We start from the raw sequence: 16,112 nt of genomic DNA, 5'->3' as shown, positions 1-16,112 counted from the left end.
TTACATTCCTGAAGTTAGCGAGATAAACAGCGGCAGCGACAGGATACACAGGACGGAGCTTAACAGCAGCACGGCTTCTGCATCCGGCGACTGCACGCCAAAGCGGTTACCGAACACGACGCCGAAGAAGCCCGCAGACAGCGCAATCATCAGGATAGCGGTGATCGCCACGGAGCCGTGCAGACCAAAGATCAAGACGATACCCCAGGCAATGGCTGGCTGAATCAGCAGCTTGGCGATCGTGGAGGTGATGACCATGGTATTAATCTGCAGCTTACGGGCAGAGAGGATCACCCCGGTCAGGAACAGCGCTGCAGCGGTCGCGGACAGCCCCAGCGGTTTGATCGCCGCCAGCACCAGCTCCGGCATTTTGATGCCGATGGCGGACAAAATCACGCCCAGCAGCGGGCCCATCACGATCGGTTTTTTAATGGAACGCCACATCAGCTCCGGCAGCATCGAGAGCGTTGAGCCGGAGCTATTGCCTTCAGCGCGCGCTTTTTCACGCTCCAGAATGAGCAGGCAGAACGGGGTCATCAGCACCGAACCGCAGGCGATGGAGACCGCGACGGAGAGCGACGTAGAGGAACCTTCGCCCAGCACGCTGCCCAGAATCGGCAGACCCAGCGCTGCATAGTTGGGCAGCGCGACGGTGAGCGTCAGCACGGCCGCATCCTGTGGCGATTTCTTAAAGACGCCGGTGGCGAGGAAATAGATGACCGCATATGTGATCCACATCGCCAGCGTCAGCACCAGGATCAGCGGCGACTGGGCAACGATGCCGGTCCACGGGGTTTGCACGGTGGCACTGAACAGCGCGGCAGGGAGTGCAAAATCCATTACGAAGATATTAAGCAGGGAAACATTTTTGTTATCGACCATCTTTGCCTTGCCGGCCCAGAATCCCAGCAGCATGATGACGAAAATCGGTGCAAGAGCATGAACAATTACGTAAGTCATAAATCACCTGTAGTAAAAAAGTTTTAGCACTGGCGCGATGATTATTATTTTCAGGATGCAGGTTCCCGCGTGGGCGCTGTCACGCGCCCACGGGTTGATGCATCTGGCAGGTCTCTTTTTACTTACCAGCTGGCTCGCATACGTTCGCGTACGAGCGCCGAGCTGCGGCGATTGTCAGCACCCAGACGGTTTTTCAACGTGGTGTCCTGACGAGCGTCACTGATGGCCTGTTGCAGGGTGGATTTCACCAGCGTCAGATCGTTATCGGAGGGGGCATCCGGGTTGCTGATATCCAGCAGGTTAGAGAGCAGCCCCAGCGTGGCGTAGTTGCTGATGTCGTAGGCCATTGGCGGAATGGTCGCCGCCAGTTTTTCCAGCGCCTCGACGGTACGCAGCGTGATGCGCGCCGCAGACTCTTTGCCCATCGCGTGGATCAGCACGCCTTTGTCGTTAAAGGCGATCAGACGGTTAGCCTGGTAGCCGTGCGCCAGGAACGCGCCGGACATCGCCTTGCCGACGATAAGCCCAATCACCGGGTGACCGGCCAGGCGGGCATTCGCATAGGCTGCTGCCGCACCGGCCAGCGCCTGATGAATCCCAAACGCCTCTTCGCGTCGGCCATAGGCCTGGCTTGGGACGTCGATCACCGCCACAATCGGGCGCTTCACGGGTTTGTCAGCATCCGCCGCGACGGTTTCACTGACCACTTTCGCCAGGGTCCAGCCTTCCAGCAGCCCCACTTCCCCTTTCGCCGCACGCGGGAAGTGGTTGTTGGCATCCGGCACCACGGCAACAAAGCGCACCGCCTCGCCGTTCAGCTCGCCGTCTGCCGCCTGGACGGACGGGCATAGCCCCTCGATACGTTTGGCGTTCGGGGCGAGGATGTCCAGCCAGCGTTCGCCACGGCTTATTGCGTTACTCATCATTTCACCTCCCGGGCAAAAAGCGCGTTAATCTGTTCGGCATCAGCCTGTTTGCGGGTGTCGAAATTCGTCAGACGGTTCAGGTAATCGTCGTAGTTATCGGTGCGATGTTTCGCGGGAACGCCTTTAGCAATCGCGTCGTTCATCGCCTGTTTCACCGCGTTGATACCGTCGCCGACGAGCGCATCCACCAGCCCGCTTTGATAGCGCACTTCACCGCCGGTCATGCTCCAGATAAACGGACGATCGCGGGAGTCGTACTCCTCAATGCCCGCCTCCTGTTCGATAACCTGCGGGCCGTTGAGGCCAAGACGCGCTTCGCGGGTCACGATCAGGTAGCTGCAGAGCGCCGCCGCGATGGACATCCCACCGAAGCAGCCCACGGTTCCGGCCACAATGCCAATAACCGGCGTGTAGCGACGCAGGTCCACAATCGCCGCGTGAATATCGGCAATCGCCGCCAGGCCGAGGTTCGCCTCCTGCAGACGCACGCCGCCGGTTTCGAGGCACAGTACCGCCTGAGTCGGAATGCCGTTGCGGTTATCCTCCGCCGCCAGCTCCAGCGCCGCCGCCATTTTGGCGCCGGACACTTCGCCCATGCTGCCGCCCTGGAACGCGCCTTCAATCGCCACGACGACGGCAGGCTTGCCGTTGATGGTGCCCTTCGCCACCACCATGCCGTCGTCCGCCTGCGGCACAATGCCCTGTGGCCCAAGCCACGGAGAAATAATGCCTTCAAACGGATCCAGCAGTTCGCGGTAGCTGCCCTCGTCGAGCAGGGCCTGCGCGCGCTGGCGCGCTTTCAGTTCGATAAAGCTGCTGTCATCACGCATGGCTCACCCCCTCAAAAACCTGTTCGATGCGAATGCGCGCCACGCCCGGCGTCGCGCCGAAGTCGTGGATGGTCAGCTTCCCTGCGGGCAGGCTGCTGACGGTTTGCAGACGGTTGAACAGCGCCTCCCAGCGCCCCCGGCTGTTGTCCACGGAGGTGGTGATATCAATGGTTAACGTCTGGCCCGGTTCGGCGGTGAAGAGCACCTCCATATCCCCGGAACCGACTACCCCTGCCAGCGCCCTGCCGCTTAACGTGCGGCTGGCTGGCACGGTCAATGTGATTTTTTCCATAACATCCTCTTAATGCTTTGAATTTGGCGTTTCGATGCGGTCGAGAAACAGCGTGGCGGCAAGCAGGTCGGCAGCGCCGCCCGGTGAGGCGTTGAGCGCCAGCATCTGACGGTCTAACCTCGCCAGCGCCTGCTGGCCCGCAGGCGTTGCGCTGCCGCCGGCATTCAGCACCGCACGGGCGCCGTCCTGCATAGCATCAAGCCCTTCCATTCCGGCACGTGACAGCACGCAGGTGTCGGTGAGTGAGGTCATGATGGCCATCAGCGCGTCGAGCCTGGCGTGCGTTTCGCTGCTGCCGTTGAGGCGGCTCAGACGAAGCTGCGGCAGCGCGCGCTGCATAACGTGCGGGAACGCCTGCTGCGCCTCTTCACGCGCGCCCGGCACGCGGTAACGGTGCGTGGCGCGCAGGCCTTTACTGAACACCTTCGGCGCCGCGTCGTCCGGCAGTCTCGCCAGCTGTGCGGCGGTGCGGGCGACGTCTTGCGCCCTGGCATCACCGCCGAGCATCGCCACCGCGCTGACCAGCAGCCCCAGCGCCCAAATCGCGCCGCGATGGGTGTTTACGCCACCGGTTGCGGCCATCATCTGCTGCTCGCCTTCGCGACCGAGTCGCCCGACGGTTTGCCGAAGTGCGATATCTGCCGGGCGCTGCCAGCTTTGCAGCGCCAGTGCCTGAAACGTGGAGGTCAGGCTGTGCGCGGAGCACTCCATCAGCGCAAGGGATAAATCGTGGTGCGCGCCGTTCCCCCGACTGTCCACCAGACCGGGTTTCGGGCTTAAACGTGCTTCGTCAATCAGACACTGCGTGGCGGTTCGCGCCAGCCATTCGGCACCGCCTTCAACCTGAATCTGGGGGAGAAGTTTCATTACCAGCTCCGGAATTTCGCAGGTGGGTTATAGAGACCGCCGGACCATTCCACGAGATCAGACACGCTGCCTGCCGCCAGCAGAGAGCGGGTGGCATCAGTGCGGCGAATCCCCATATCTTCCGGATAGAGCACCTTGCCGCTCTGACGCAGTTCCGCCACGCGTTTGGCATCCACGCCCAGACCGATGTCGGTGATCCCCGCGACGGCGGCGACCATGGCGCGACGCTCTTCCAGATCTTTCGCCCGATAGAGGTAGGCAATCCCCTCTTCCGTCAGCACGTGGGTGACGTCATCGCCGTAGATCATCACCGGCGCCAGCGGCATACCGGAGGCTTTCGCCACGTCAACGGCATCGAGTTTTTCCACGAAGGTCGGCTTCACGCCCGCCTGGAAGGTTTCCACCATCTGCACGACGAGTTTTTTGCCGCGCTGCATTGGGTCAGGTTCGGTGATCATGTTCAGCCAGGCTGGCGTGGCGTGGCGACGACCGTGCGGGTCGTGACCCATGTTTGGCGCACCGCCGAAGCCGGACAGACGACCACGGGTCACGGTTGAGGAGTTGGCGTAGCCGTCCACCTGCAGCGTAGAGCCGATGAACATATCCACCGCGTACTGACCTGCCAGCTGGCAGAACGCGCGGTTGGAGCGCATGGAGCCGTCGGCACCGGTAAAGAAGACGTCCGGACGCGCGCGGATGTACTCTTCCATCCCCAGCTCGCCGCCGAAGCAGTGCACGCTCTCGACCCAGCCGCTTTCAATAGCCGGGATCAGCGTCGGATGCGGGTTCAGCGTCCAGTGTTTACAGATTTTGCCTTTAAGGCCGAGCTGTTCACCGTAGGTAGGCAGCAGCAGCTCAATCGCCGCAGTGTTAAAGCCGATCCCGTGGTTCAGGGACTGCACCTGGTGTTCCGCATAAATACCCTTGATGGCCATCATCGCCATCAGGATGTGTTCCTGTTTAATCAGGCGCGGGTCGCGGGTAAACAGCGGTTCGATAAAGAACGGCTTATCGGCCACCACCACAAAGTCAATCCACGAACCCGGAATGTCCACGCGCGGCAGGTCACACTCGTCATCCACCAGCTCGTTCACCTGCGCGATGACGATGCCGTCATGGAACGCGGCGGCTTCCACCAGCGCCGGGGTATCTTCGGTGCTCGCCCCGGTATAGAGGTTGCCTTTGCGGTCAGCTTTAAAGCCAGCAATCAGCGCCACGTTGGGCGACAGGTCGACGTAGAGACGGGAGTAGAGTTCGATGTAGGTGTGAATCGCGCCGATTTCGAGCTGACCATCCTCCAGCAGTTGGGAGATGCGCAGGCTCTGCGTCCCGGAGAAGGAGAAATCCAGCTTGCGGGCGATGCCTTTCTCAAAGATATCCAAATGTTCGCTACGGCCAACGCTCGGCATGATCATATGCAGGTCGTGGACGATCTGCGGGTTCACTTCGGCCAGCGAGCGGGAAAGGAAATCGGCCTGCTTCTGGTTGTTACCTTCCAGCACGACCTTGTCGCCTGGCGCGATCAGTTTTTCCAGCATGGCGACGAGATCGCCGGTTGGCAGTACCTTGCCCTGCACCGGTACGGAGGCCAGACGACGCGCTTTTTCGCTGCGTCGCGTGTTCCATTGCCGGGTGGGTGTTTGCCCAGATAACATTATTAACCTCCTGATTCAGCTAATCATTTTGATTTGCTTAACGTTGAGTAGAGTGTGCGCTCTGGTGAGAAAGGCATCAATTAAGCGTAGAGCTGAATCATTAGCCTGAGAGTAATAATCAAGGTAAATATTTGTGATCGGGATCAGTTCATGTTTCGGAAAACCAGGCTAAACGGGGTACAATTCGGAAAGTATCGTTAATTTCCGACAAGAATCAGCATCGCGCCTATGACCCAAATCATTCCATCAGGCTTCGACATTGCCGCCGAAGACAGCACTGAGTTCGTGCCTATGCGCGGCGTCGCCAATCGCCATTTGCAGACCATGCTGCCGCGACTGATCCGCCGCAAGGTTCAGTTCACCCCACACTGGCAGCGGCTAGATCTGCCAGACGGTGACTTTCTGGATCTCGCCTGGAGCGAAGCGCCGGATCAGGCTCGACATAAGCCGCGGCTGGTGGTTTTTCACGGTCTGGAAGGCAGCCTGCACAGCCCGTATGCACACGGGCTCATTGAGGCGGCCAAAGCGCGCGGCTGGCTCGGCGTGGTGATGCATTTTCGCGGCTGCAGCGGCGAGCCGAACCGGCAGAAGCGTATCTATCACTCGGGTGAAACAGAAGACGGCACGTGGTTTTTACACTGGCTGCGGGACAACTTTGGCACCGTGCCCACCGCGGCCGTAGGCTACTCGTTAGGCGGAAATATGCTGGCCTGCCTGTTAGCTAAAGAAGGGGAAAGCGTCCCGCTGGATGCCGCCGTCATCGTCTCCGCCCCGTTCATGCTGGAGCAGTGCAGCTACCACATGGACAAAGGCTTTTCCCGCGTCTATCAGCGCTACCTGCTCAACCTGCTGAAGGCCAATGCCGCGCGTAAACTGAAAGCCTACCCGGATACTCTCCCGGTAAGCCTGCGCCAGCTGAAAAAAGTGCGCCGCATACGCGAATTCGACGATCTGATCACCGCGAAAATTCACGGCTTCGCCGATGCAATTGACTATTATCGTCAATGCAGCGCCATGCCGCTGCTCAGCAAGATCACGCAGCCGACGCTGATCATTCATGCCAAAGATGACCCATTTATGGATCATCACTCGATTCCCGCTCAGGAATTCCTGCCCGACAATGTTCATTATCAGTTGACCGAGCACGGCGGCCACGTCGGGTTTATCGGCGGCACGCTGCGCCGCCCGAAAATGTGGCTTGAGGCGCGTATTCCTGACTGGCTAACCCCTTATCTGGACGGTGCAACATGATTATTCCCTGGCAGGATCTGGCTCCCGAAACGCTCGATAATCTGATTGAAAGCTTTGTATTACGCGAAGGCACCGATTATGGTGAACAGGAACGCTCGCTTGAGCAAAAGGTCAACGATGTAAAGCGCCAGCTGAAAAGCGGCGACGTGGTGCTGGTGTGGTCAGAACTGCATGAGACGGTGAATATCATGCCCCGCAACGCGTTTCACGGCTGATCTTCCACCCTTTTCAGTCAGGGAGTTGCTATGTCTGCCAGACATCCGGTTATTGCCGTTACGGGGTCGAGTGGTGCGGGAACCACCACCACCAGCCTCGCATTTCGCAAGATTTTCGCCCAGCTGAATCTCCGTGCGGCGGAGGTCGAAGGCGACAGCTTTCACCGCTACACGCGCCCGGAGATGGACATGGCCATCCGTAAGGCGCGCGATCTGGGTAAACACATCAGCTACTTCGGTCCGGAAGCCAATGACTTCGGCCTGCTGGAACAAACCTTTATTGAGTACGGCCAGAGCGGTAAAGGGCAGTCCCGCAAGTATCTGCATACCTATGATGAAGCCGTTCCCTGGAATCAGGTGCCTGGCACCTTTACCCCCTGGCAGCCCCTGCCGGAACCTACCGACGTGCTGTTCTACGAAGGATTACACGGCGGCGTGGTCACGCCGCAGCACGACGTGGCGCGCCACGTGGATCTGCTGGTTGGCGTGGTGCCTATCGTTAACCTGGAGTGGATCCAGAAGCTGACGCGTGACATGAGCGAGCGCGGCCACTCGCGCGAAGCAGTGATGGATTCGGTGGTGCGCTCCATGGAAGACTACATCAACTTCCTGACGCCGCAGTTTTCCCGCACCCATATCAACTTCCAGCGCGTGCCGACGGTGGACACCTCCAACCCGTTCGCGGCCAAAAGTATCCCATCCCTGGATGAGAGCTTTGTGGTGATCCATTTCCGCAATCTCGAAGGCATTGACTACCCCTGGCTGCTGGCGATGCTGCAGGGCTCGTTTATTTCTCACATGAATACATTAGTCGTACCGGGCGGAAAAATGGGGCTGGCGATGGAGCTCATCATGACGCCGCTGGTGGAGCGACTGATGGAAGGGAAACAGATCGCGTGAGTTTTTTGCCCGGTGGCGCTGCGCTTACCGGGCCTACGGTCGTGCTTTTGTAGGGCGGGTCAGCGAAGCGCCACCCGCCAAAACATTAAGCCTCGATCACTTCATACGAATGGGTGATTTTTACCGCTTTCTCCAGCATTAACGCGACAGAGCAGTACTTCTCCGCAGACAGGTCCACCGCACGTGAAACCGCCGCGTCTTTCAGTTCTTTACCGGTGACCACAAAGTGCAGATTGATGTGGGTGAACAGGCGTGGCGCCTCTTCGCGGCGTTCTGACGTGAGTTTGACCTCACAATCCGTCACGTCATGACGGCCTTTTTGCAGAATCGACACCACGTCAATGGCGCTGCATCCCCCTGCCGCCATCAGCACCATTTCCATTGGGCTGGGCGCTTTATCGCCGGAGTTACCATCCATCAAAATCTGATGCCCTGACGCGGACTCGCCCAGGAACGTTAAACCTTCAACCCACTTCACGCGCGCTTGCATATTCTTAAACTCCAACGTTGCATTTTTGGTGACAGATTACGCGTGCGTTACATTTCTCGCAATGGAAGGCGACCTGCATCATGCTGAAGCGAGACACCAGGAGACACGCGGCGAAAGCTATGCTAAAACACTCAGGATGCTACAGTAATACATTGACGTTACACATGTATGCAGAGGACATCAAACTTTACTGGCTGCGAAACGTTACGGTAGCCGACTTCCCAGGGTATGGGTAAGAATTCGATTGCAACCCCAGAGTCCGGATGCATCTGATGACTCTGGTGACAGCTTATAACAGAGGATAACAGCGCATGGTGCTTGGCAAACCGCAAACAGACCCGACTCTCGAATGGTTCTTGTCTCATTGCCACATTCATAAGTACCCATCAAAGAGCACGCTGATTCACCAGGGTGAAAAAGCGGAAACGTTGTATTACATCGTTAAAGGCTCGGTGGCAGTGCTGATCAAAGATGAAGAAGGGAAAGAGATGATCCTTTCTTATCTGAACCAGGGCGATTTCATCGGTGAACTGGGCCTGTTTGAAGAGGGCCAGGAACGTAGCGCCTGGGTTCGTGCAAAGACAGCATGTGAAGTGGCTGAAATTTCTTACAAGAAGTTCCGTCAGCTGATTCAGGTTAACCCTGACATCCTGATGCGTCTCTCTTCCCAAATGGCACGCCGTCTGCAAGTGACCTCTGAGAAGGTAGGTAACCTCGCCTTCCTGGACGTAACCGGTCGTATCGCGCAGACGCTGCTGAACCTGGCGAAACAGCCGGACGCCATGACCCACCCGGACGGCATGCAAATTAAAATTACCCGTCAGGAAATTGGTCAGATCGTCGGTTGCTCCCGTGAAACAGTGGGTCGTATCCTGAAAATGCTGGAAGATCAAAACCTGATCTCCGCCCACGGTAAAACCATCGTGGTCTACGGAACGCGTTAATTCCGCTTAAACGGCGTGCCATCGCAAGGTGTCACGCCGTTTTTGTCTCTACTCCTCATGTGGCGCAGGCTGATCTATCACCCGGAAGTTAACTACGCACTGCGACAAACGCTGGTGTTGTGTCTACCCGTGGCCATCGGCCTGATCCTCGGACACCTTCAGCAAGGCCTGCTTTTTTCCCTCGTGCCCGCCTGCTGCAACATTGCTGGCCTGGACACACCGCATAAGCGCTTTTTCAAACGACTGATCGTGGGCGGCTGCCTGTTTGCTGGCTGTAGCCTTGCCGTACAGCTTTTACTGGCCCGGGATATCCCGCTGCCGCTGATCCTGACGGTGCTGGCGATGACGCTCGGCGTCACGGCAGAAATCAGCTCGCTGCACGCCCGCCTGCTTCCCGCCTCGCTGATTGCGGCCATCTTCACGCTGAGCCTCGCCGGGAATATGCCGGTGTGGGAGCCGTTACTGATCTACGCGCTGGGGACACTGTGGTACGGGCTGTTTAATTGGTTCTGGTTCTGGCTGTGGCGGGAACAGCCGCTGCGCGAATCCCTGAGCCTGCTCTATGTGCAGTTGGCGGAATACTGCGAAGCCAAATACACCCTGCTCACCCAGCATACCGATCCGGAAAAAGCCTTACCGCCGCTGCTGACGCGCCAGCAGAAGGTGGTGGATCTGATAAGCCAGTGCTATCAGCAGCTGCATATGCTCGCCGCCAACAAGAACCACGAGTACAAACGGCTGCTTCGCACCTTCCAGGTAGGCCTGGATCTGCAGGAGCATATCTCCGTTAGCCTGCACCACCCGCAGGAGGTGCAAAAGCTGGTTGAGCGCAGCCACGCCGAAGCGGTGATCCGCTGGAACGCGCAGACCGTCTCGGCACGCCTGCGCGTGCTGGCTGACGATATTCTCTACCACCGCTATCCCACGCGCTTTAATATGGAAAAACAGCTCGGCGCGCTGGAGAAAATCGCCCGTCAGCATCCGGATAACCCGGTCGGCCAGTTTGCCGCCTGGCACTTCAGCCGCATCGCCCGCGTGCTGCGCACCCAGCGCCCGCTTTATTCCCGCGACCTGATGGCGGATAAACAAAAACGGCTTCCCCTGTTGCCCGCGCTCAAAAGCTATCTGTCTCTCAAATCGTCCGCCCTGCGCAATGCCGCACGAATTAGCGTGATGCTCAGTATCGCCAGCCTGATGGGCATGGCGCTGCATCTGCCGAAGCCCTACTGGATCTTAATGACCGTGCTGTTCGTCACCCAGAACGGCTACGGCGCCACGCGGGTGCGTATTCTGCACCGGGCGGGCGGCACCATGGCCGGGCTGATCATTGCAGGCGTAACGCTGCACTTCCACGTGCCGGAAGGCTATACCCTGGCAGGCATGCTGGCGATCACGCTGGTGAGCTACCTGATTATCCGCAAAAATTACGGCTGGGCGATGGTGGGCTTTACGGTGACGGCGGTATACACCCTGCAGCTGCTTACGCTGAACGGCGAACAGTTTATTGTCGCCAGGCTGATTGATACCCTGATCGGCTGCCTGATTGCCTTCGGCGGCATGGTCTGGCTGTGGCCGCAGTGGCAGAGCGGGCTGCTCAGGCAGAACGCCCACGACGCGCTGGAGGCCGACCAGCAGGCCATTCGCCTCATCCTGAGCGACGACCCGCAGCCCTCCCCGCTGGCGTATCAACGCATGAAGGTCAACCAGGCGCACAACGCCCTGTTCAACTCGCTCAACCAGGCGATGCAGGAGCCGGGCTTTAATTCGCACTATCTGGCGGACATGAAGCTGTGGGTAACGCACAGTCAGTTTATCGTTGAGCACATTAACGCCATGACGACGCTGGCGCGCGAGCATACGATACTGACGCCGGATCTGGCGCAGCGCTATTTGCAGTCGTGTGAAATTGCGTTGCAGCGCTGCCAGCAGCGTCTGGAGTATGACTCACCGGGCGAGTCGGGGGATTTAAATATTCTGGAAGCGCCGGAGACGTTAACCCACGGGCCAATGAGCACCCTGGAGCAACACTTGCAGCGCGTGCTGGGGCATCTGAACACCATGCACACCATTTCGTCGGTGGCATGGCGTCAGCGTCCGCATCATGGGGTTTGGTTAACGCGCCGGTTGAAACGAACCGAATATTAGCCTTTAACGATCTTTGCAACCGCCGCGGCAAAGCGGGTTAAGCCGTCTTCGATGTCTTTGTCTTCCACCACCAGCGACGGCGCAAAGCGCATGACGTCCGGCCCGGCGTTGAGCACCATCACCCCTTCGCGAGCGGCGGCGTGCAGGAAGTCGCGCGCCCGGCCCTTGTACTGCGGCTTCAGCTCGGCGCCAATCAGCAGCCCCATCCCGCGGATCTCGCTGAACACGTCGTACTGCTCGTCAATCTGCTTCAGGTGCTTCACAAACAGCTCGCGCTTCGCGCTAACGCCGTTTAGCACCTCTGGCGTGTTGATGATGTCGAACGCGGCCCCCGCCACGGCGCTCGCCAGCGGGTTACCGCCGTAGGTAGAGCCGTGAGAACCGACGTGGAACGCGGAGGCGATCTCCTGCGTCGTCAGGACCGCACTTACCGGGAAACCGCCGCCGAGCGCTTTCGCGCTGGTCAGAATATCCGGCGTCACGCCGTAGTGCATATAGGCAAACAGGTCCCCGGTACGCCCCATCCCGCACTGCACTTCATCAAACACCAGCAGCGCCTGATGCTCGTCGCACAGCGCGCGCAGCCCTTTCAGGAATTCCGGGGTTGCCGCGGTCACGCCGCCTTCCCCCTGAATAGGCTCGACCACCACCGCGCAGGTGTGGTCGTCCATCACCGCTTTCACCGCGTGCAGATCGTTAAACGGCACGTGGATGATGTCGGCCGGTTTCGGACCAAACCCGTCGGAATACTTCGGCTGGCCGCCAACGGAGACGGTAAAGAAGGAGCGTCCGTGGAAGGCATTGTGGAAGGCGATGATTTTGGTTTTGTACGGGCTGTGGCGCGTGGTCGCGTAGTAGCGCGCCAGCTTAAAGGCGGTTTCGTTGGCTTCGGTGCCGGAGTTCATAAACAGCACGCGCTCGGCAAACGTGGCATCAATGATCTTACGGCCCAGGCGCAGCGCCGGTTCGTTGGTGAACACGTTGCTGGTGTGCCACAGGGTTTCGCCCTGGGTTTTCAGCGCCTCCACCAGCGCGGGATGGCAATGACCCAGCGCCGTGACCGCAATACCGCCCGCGAAATCCACATACTCCTTGCCCTGCTGATCCCAGACGCGGCTGCCTTTCCCCTTCACCGGGATAAATTCAGCCGGTGCATAAATCGGCAGAATCACTTCATCGAATGTCGCGCGGGTAATTGCTGGTTGTTCAGTTGCCATGTCATGCCCATCCATTTATGTCACATTGATTGTGAAAATATAATCACAAAATATGCATAAAAAATCATAGCAAGGCAACAGATATTCAGCGATGGAGGAAATTTGCCAGCAGCGCGTGCCCCTGCTCGCTGAGGATGCTTTCCGGATGGAACTGCACGCCTTCGAGATCCCATTCGCGGTGACGAATCCCCATGATCTCCTGCGTATCGCTCCAGGCGGTCACCTCAAAGCCGTCGGGCAGCGTCGACGGGTCAATCACCAGCGAATGGTAGCGCGTCACGGTTAACGGATTATTGAGCCCCGTGAACACTCCGGTGCCCGTGTGGGTGACCGGCGAGGTTTTACCGTGCATGACTTTGGCGGCGCGCACGATGGTGGCACCAAAGGCCTGGGCAATCGCCTGATGGCCCAGACAAACGCCGAGGATCGGCAGCTTGCCGGCATAGTGCTGGATAACCTCCAGCGAAATACCTGATTCCGACGGCGTGCAGGGGCCGGGTGAAATCACGATTTTCTGCGGAGCCAGCGTCTCGATATCGGCCAGGCCAATCTCGTCGTTACGTCGGACAACCACCTCTGCACCCAGTTCGCAAAAATACTGGTAAAGGTTCCAGGTGAAGGAATCGTAGTTATCAATCAGCAGAATCATGGCGGCTCCCGAAAAAAATGCCGCCCTATTCTACTCAGATTCCCGCGCTTCGCTCACTACTTTGGCAAAGATCGCGTTTAGCGCGGTTAAATCCCCCGTTGCGCCGCTGCGGTTAGCGGACACCCACTCCTCGGGATCGATATCGCGCCAGTCCAGTGAATAGCCCGCATGGATCGCCAGCTGCTCAAAGAAAACGCGCTGAGCGATACCGTTACCACTCGCAAAAGGATGCAGCATGTTGATTTCACAATAATAATGGCTAATTTTTTCAATGAACGCCGCTTTCTCAAGGCCAGCCAGATACTTTTCGCTTTCCAGCGCCGCCATCAGTTCATTACCCATCTTTTCGATGTATTCGAAATGGCAGAAGGGAATATCACCTTTGAAAATATCGTCGGTACGGAACTCACCTGCCCGCTTCATCTCTCTGCGGTAGAGATGGCGGTGAATAAGGCACAGATGGGGTAACCCGGGCGCGGAAGGCCCAAGCGCCAGGCTCTCAATGTCGGGATCCGATGGACCATTACCTTTCTCAAGGAGACAACTGGCCTGAAAGTTGACGCTACGCTGCTGCTCCCAGAGACGGGATTTTTGCTTGTCGGTGAGTTTTTTCACTTAACGCCTCCCTGAATAGTCCGTTTGCCACAAGTATAAGCAGCAAAACGCGCTTTCGCAGGGAGGGGTCACAACACGGGCGAGCATCGCCCGCGTCGAAGAACGTTACGGCAGCACTTTTGCGGAGAGGATCACGACAGGTTTGGACGGCACATTCTGATACGGACCGACGTCATGGGTAGGCACCTGAGAAATCTTATCGGCCACATCCATCCCTTTCACGATTTTACCGAACACCGCATAGCCGAAGTCGCGCTGGCCGTGGTCGAGGAAGGCGTTATCCGCCACGTTGAGGAAGAACTGGCTGGTCGCGCTATCTTTGTCTGCGGTACGCGCCATAGAGATCGTGCCGCGCTTGTTCAGCAGGCCGTTGTCCGCTTCGTTTTTGATTGGCGGGTTCGGCTGTTTCTGCTGCATCTGCTCGTTGAAGCCGCCACCCTGAATCATGAAGCCCGGGATCACGCGGTGGAAGGTGGTGTTGTTATAGAAACCACTGTTCACATAGTCGAGGAAGTTTTTCACAGAAACCGGAGCTTTCTGGCTATTCAGTTCCAGCTCAATATTCCCGGCGGAGGTGGTCAGCAGAACGTGAGGGTCCCCTTTTGCTGCCAGCGCAGCAGGGGAAACGGCAGAAAGAGCAAACACAGCTGCGACAGCCGCCAGTGTTGATTTGAGCATGAGAATTCCTTAACAAAGCGCAGTATAAAAAGCGAATGGCTTGATTCTAAAGAGCAGTATGAACGTAGACCAGCCTTTTACCTAATTTTACGAAATTGAAACAATTATTACTGCGCAAACGATTGGTTAGACCGCCACTTAATGTGATTTAGATCACATTAAAACCTGCAATGACATAATCATTACCCTTAAAAGATAGGAATGGATCACTTTAGCGACTAAAATCTGCCCGCTCTCAGCGCCCCTTCGGCGCTTTTCTTTTTTTGAACAGGCCAGACATGACTAACAGCAATCGCATCAAGCTCACATGGATCAGCTTCTTCTCCTACGCCCTGACCGGCGCGTTGGTGATCGTCACCGGGATGGTGATGGGGAATATCGCAGACTACTTCCAGCTGCCCGTTTCCAGCATGAGTAACACCTTCACCTTCCTCAACGCAGGGATCCTGATCTCTATCTTCCTGAATGCCTGGCTGATGGAAATCGTGCCGCTGAAAACCCAGCTTCGCTTCGGCTTCGTGCTGATGGTTGCCGCCGTGGCGGGTCTGATGCTCAGCCACAGCATCGCCCTGTTCTCAGCCGCCATGTTCGTGCTCGGCCTGGTCAGCGGGATCACCATGTCGATCGGGACGTTCCTGATTACCCATATGTATGAAGGCCGCCAGCGCGGCGCGCGCCTGCTGTTTACCGACTCCTTCTTCAGCATGGCCGGAATGATCTTTCCGATGGTCGCTGCCGTTCTGCTGGCGCGCAGCATTGAGTGGTACTGGGTCTACGCCTGCATCGGTCTGGTCTACGTTGCTATTTTTATTCTGACCTTCGGCTGCGAGTTCCCGGTGCTGGGCAAAAAAGCGCAAACCACCGCAGAGCCTGTCGCAAAAGAGAAATGGGGTATCGGCGTGCTGTTCCTCTCCATCGCCGCCCTGTGCTACATCCTGGGCCAGCTGGGCTTTATCTCCTGGGTACCGGAATATGCCAAAGGTCTGGGCATGAGCCTGAACGACGCGGGCAAACTGGTGAGCGATTTCTGGATGTCCTACATGTTCGGCATGTGGGCGTTTAGCTTCATCCTGCGCTTCTTCGACCTGCAGCGCATTCTGACCGTGCTGGCGGGCCTGGCGACCGTGCTGATGTATCTGTTCATCAACGGTTCCCCGGAGCATATGCCGTGGTTCATTCTGACCCTGGGCTTCTTCTCCAGCGCGATTTACACCTCGATCATCACCCTGGGCTCCCTGCAGACCAAAGTGGCCTCGCCGAAGCTGGTTAACTTCGTTCTGACCTGCGGCACCATCGGTACCATGCTGACCTTCGTGGTGACGGGCCCGATCGTTGCCCACAGCGGCCCGCTGGCCGCACTGCAGACCGCGAACGGTCTGTACGCCGTGGTGTTCATCATGTGCTTCATCCTGGGCTTTGTGACCCGCCACCGCCAGCACAACGCGGCAGCGGCATCGCACTAAACCCTGCGCCCCTTT

At 58.1% G+C, this 16,112-nt stretch carries 17 protein-coding genes; 6 read left to right on the top strand and 11 right to left on the bottom strand.

Annotation, left to right across the window (positions count from 1 at the left end; all coding sequences use genetic code 11):
- The 6 genes from FHC52_RS11225 to mdcA form a co-directional block, all read right to left on the bottom strand.
- Window positions 1-960 (bottom strand): AEC family transporter, encoded by a 960-nt coding sequence (locus tag FHC52_RS11225; RefSeq protein WP_126288643.1) that lies wholly within the window; start codon window positions 958-960, stop codon window positions 1-3.
- A 122-nt stretch (window positions 961-1,082) separates the two neighbouring features.
- Window positions 1,083-1,883 (bottom strand): biotin-independent malonate decarboxylase subunit gamma, encoded by an 801-nt coding sequence (gene mdcE / locus FHC52_RS11220; RefSeq protein WP_025910348.1) that lies wholly within the window; start codon window positions 1,881-1,883, stop codon window positions 1,083-1,085.
- Window positions 1,883-2,716, bottom strand: coding sequence for a biotin-independent malonate decarboxylase subunit beta (locus tag FHC52_RS11215; RefSeq protein ID WP_021242213.1), 834 nt, complete (start codon window positions 2,714-2,716; stop codon window positions 1,883-1,885). Before FHC52_RS11215 ends, mdcE begins: the two co-directional genes overlap by 1 nt.
- Window positions 2,709-3,008: a malonate decarboxylase acyl carrier protein gene (gene mdcC, locus FHC52_RS11210; protein WP_023294711.1), complete on the bottom strand. Its 300-nt coding sequence runs from the start codon at window positions 3,006-3,008 to the stop codon at window positions 2,709-2,711. The genes FHC52_RS11215 and mdcC overlap by 8 nt, the downstream gene beginning before the upstream one ends.
- A gap of 9 nt (window positions 3,009-3,017) precedes the next feature.
- Window positions 3,018-3,875 (bottom strand): triphosphoribosyl-dephospho-CoA synthase, encoded by an 858-nt coding sequence (locus FHC52_RS11205; RefSeq protein ID WP_021242211.1) that lies wholly within the window; start codon window positions 3,873-3,875, stop codon window positions 3,018-3,020.
- Window positions 3,875-5,530: a malonate decarboxylase subunit alpha gene (gene mdcA, locus FHC52_RS11200; RefSeq protein ID WP_021242210.1), complete on the bottom strand. Its 1,656-nt coding sequence runs from the start codon at window positions 5,528-5,530 to the stop codon at window positions 3,875-3,877. The genes FHC52_RS11205 and mdcA overlap by 1 nt, the downstream gene beginning before the upstream one ends.
- Window positions 5,531-5,758: 228 nt before the next feature.
- On the opposite strand from mdcA, the gene FHC52_RS11195 reads away from it, so the two are divergent.
- Genes FHC52_RS11195 through FHC52_RS11185 form a run of 3 tightly spaced genes read left to right on the top strand, consistent with a single transcriptional unit; the run spans window position 5,759 to window position 7,896 of the window.
- The gene (locus FHC52_RS11195; protein WP_008503015.1) at window positions 5,759-6,781 is read left to right on the top strand and encodes a hydrolase; all 1,023 of its coding nucleotides are present in this window, start codon (window positions 5,759-5,761) and stop codon (window positions 6,779-6,781) included.
- The gene (locus FHC52_RS11190) at window positions 6,778-6,996 is read left to right on the top strand and encodes a YheU family protein (RefSeq protein ID WP_008503016.1); all 219 of its coding nucleotides are present in this window, start codon (window positions 6,778-6,780) and stop codon (window positions 6,994-6,996) included. Before FHC52_RS11195 ends, FHC52_RS11190 begins: the two co-directional genes overlap by 4 nt.
- Before the next feature lie 30 nt (window positions 6,997-7,026).
- Window positions 7,027-7,896 (top strand): phosphoribulokinase, encoded by an 870-nt coding sequence (locus FHC52_RS11185; protein ID WP_008503017.1) that lies wholly within the window; start codon window positions 7,027-7,029, stop codon window positions 7,894-7,896.
- Between the two features lie 85 nt (window positions 7,897-7,981).
- Here FHC52_RS11185 and FHC52_RS11180 read toward each other — a convergent pair whose 3' ends face one another.
- A complete protein-coding gene (locus tag FHC52_RS11180; RefSeq protein ID WP_008503018.1) occupies window positions 7,982-8,386 on the bottom strand; it encodes an OsmC family protein in 405 nt (134 codons plus the stop codon).
- A gap of 311 nt (window positions 8,387-8,697) precedes the next feature.
- Here FHC52_RS11180 and crp point away from each other — a divergent pair, with 311 nt between their 5' ends.
- Both crp and FHC52_RS11170 read left to right on the top strand, forming a co-directional pair.
- The gene (crp, locus tag FHC52_RS11175; protein WP_000242758.1) at window positions 8,698-9,330 is read left to right on the top strand and encodes a cAMP-activated global transcriptional regulator CRP; all 633 of its coding nucleotides are present in this window, start codon (window positions 8,698-8,700) and stop codon (window positions 9,328-9,330) included.
- A gap of 57 nt (window positions 9,331-9,387) precedes the next feature.
- The gene (locus FHC52_RS11170) at window positions 9,388-11,475 is read left to right on the top strand and encodes a YccS/YhfK family putative transporter (protein WP_126288657.1); all 2,088 of its coding nucleotides are present in this window, start codon (window positions 9,388-9,390) and stop codon (window positions 11,473-11,475) included.
- Here the strand turns inward: FHC52_RS11170 and FHC52_RS11165 are convergent.
- The 4 genes from FHC52_RS11165 to ppiA all read right to left on the bottom strand — a co-directional run bounded on the left by FHC52_RS11165 (window position 11,472) and on the right by ppiA (window position 14,634).
- On the bottom strand, window positions 11,472-12,692 hold the full coding sequence (locus FHC52_RS11165; RefSeq protein WP_021242207.1) for an aspartate aminotransferase family protein: 1,221 nt from the start codon (window positions 12,690-12,692) through the stop codon (window positions 11,472-11,474). The two genes, FHC52_RS11170 and FHC52_RS11165, sit on opposite strands and share 4 nt — an antisense overlap.
- Window positions 12,693-12,777: 85 nt before the next feature.
- Complete coding sequence (gene pabA / locus FHC52_RS11160) at window positions 12,778-13,341, bottom strand: aminodeoxychorismate synthase component 2 (protein WP_008503021.1); 564 nt, start codon at window positions 13,339-13,341, stop codon at window positions 12,778-12,780.
- 30 nt (window positions 13,342-13,371) lie between these two features.
- Complete coding sequence (locus FHC52_RS11155; protein WP_023294716.1) at window positions 13,372-13,956, bottom strand: putative adenosine monophosphate-protein transferase Fic; 585 nt, start codon at window positions 13,954-13,956, stop codon at window positions 13,372-13,374.
- 105 nt (window positions 13,957-14,061) lie between these two features.
- Window positions 14,062-14,634 carry a peptidylprolyl isomerase A gene (ppiA, locus tag FHC52_RS11150; protein WP_014885514.1) on the bottom strand — a complete coding sequence of 191 codons (573 nt, stop codon included), beginning with the start codon at window positions 14,632-14,634 and terminating at the stop codon, window positions 14,062-14,064.
- Between the two features lie 278 nt (window positions 14,635-14,912).
- On the opposite strand from ppiA, the gene tsgA reads away from it, so the two are divergent.
- Window positions 14,913-16,097: an MFS transporter TsgA gene (gene tsgA, locus FHC52_RS11145; RefSeq protein WP_126288639.1), complete on the top strand. Its 1,185-nt coding sequence runs from the start codon at window positions 14,913-14,915 to the stop codon at window positions 16,095-16,097.
- The last annotated feature ends 15 nt before the right edge of the window (window positions 16,098-16,112 follow it).

Source organism: Enterobacter sp. EC_64 (assembly GCF_019584165.1).
Taxonomy (GTDB): Bacteria; Pseudomonadota; Gammaproteobacteria; order Enterobacterales; family Enterobacteriaceae; genus Enterobacter; species Enterobacter roggenkampii.
This window is presented reverse-complemented; position numbering and strand designations above follow the sequence as displayed.

Coding starts and splice junctions, on each gene's coding strand:
- FHC52_RS11225 (WP_126288643.1), bottom strand. CDS start 960: ATGACTTACGTAATTGTTCATGCTCTTGCACCGATTTTCGTCATCATG.
- mdcE (WP_025910348.1), bottom strand. CDS start 1,883: ATGAGTAACGCAATAAGCCGTGGCGAACGCTGGCTGGACATCCTCGCC.
- FHC52_RS11215 (WP_021242213.1), bottom strand. CDS start 2,716: ATGCGTGATGACAGCAGCTTTATCGAACTGAAAGCGCGCCAGCGCGCG.
- mdcC (WP_023294711.1), bottom strand. CDS start 3,008: ATGGAAAAAATCACATTGACCGTGCCAGCCAGCCGCACGTTAAGCGGC.
- FHC52_RS11205 (WP_021242211.1), bottom strand. CDS start 3,875: ATGAAACTTCTCCCCCAGATTCAGGTTGAAGGCGGTGCCGAATGGCTG.
- mdcA (WP_021242210.1), bottom strand. CDS start 5,530: ATGTTATCTGGGCAAACACCCACCCGGCAATGGAACACGCGACGCAGC.
- FHC52_RS11195 (WP_008503015.1), top strand. CDS start 5,759: ATGACCCAAATCATTCCATCAGGCTTCGACATTGCCGCCGAAGACAGC.
- FHC52_RS11190 (WP_008503016.1), top strand. CDS start 6,778: ATGATTATTCCCTGGCAGGATCTGGCTCCCGAAACGCTCGATAATCTG.
- FHC52_RS11185 (WP_008503017.1), top strand. CDS start 7,027: ATGTCTGCCAGACATCCGGTTATTGCCGTTACGGGGTCGAGTGGTGCG.
- FHC52_RS11180 (WP_008503018.1), bottom strand. CDS start 8,386: ATGCAAGCGCGCGTGAAGTGGGTTGAAGGTTTAACGTTCCTGGGCGAG.
- crp (WP_000242758.1), top strand. CDS start 8,698: ATGGTGCTTGGCAAACCGCAAACAGACCCGACTCTCGAATGGTTCTTG.
- FHC52_RS11170 (WP_126288657.1), top strand. CDS start 9,388: ATGTGGCGCAGGCTGATCTATCACCCGGAAGTTAACTACGCACTGCGA.
- FHC52_RS11165 (WP_021242207.1), bottom strand. CDS start 12,692: ATGGCAACTGAACAACCAGCAATTACCCGCGCGACATTCGATGAAGTG.
- pabA (WP_008503021.1), bottom strand. CDS start 13,341: ATGATTCTGCTGATTGATAACTACGATTCCTTCACCTGGAACCTTTAC.
- ppiA (WP_014885514.1), bottom strand. CDS start 14,634: ATGCTCAAATCAACACTGGCGGCTGTCGCAGCTGTGTTTGCTCTTTCT.
- tsgA (WP_126288639.1), top strand. CDS start 14,913: ATGACTAACAGCAATCGCATCAAGCTCACATGGATCAGCTTCTTCTCC.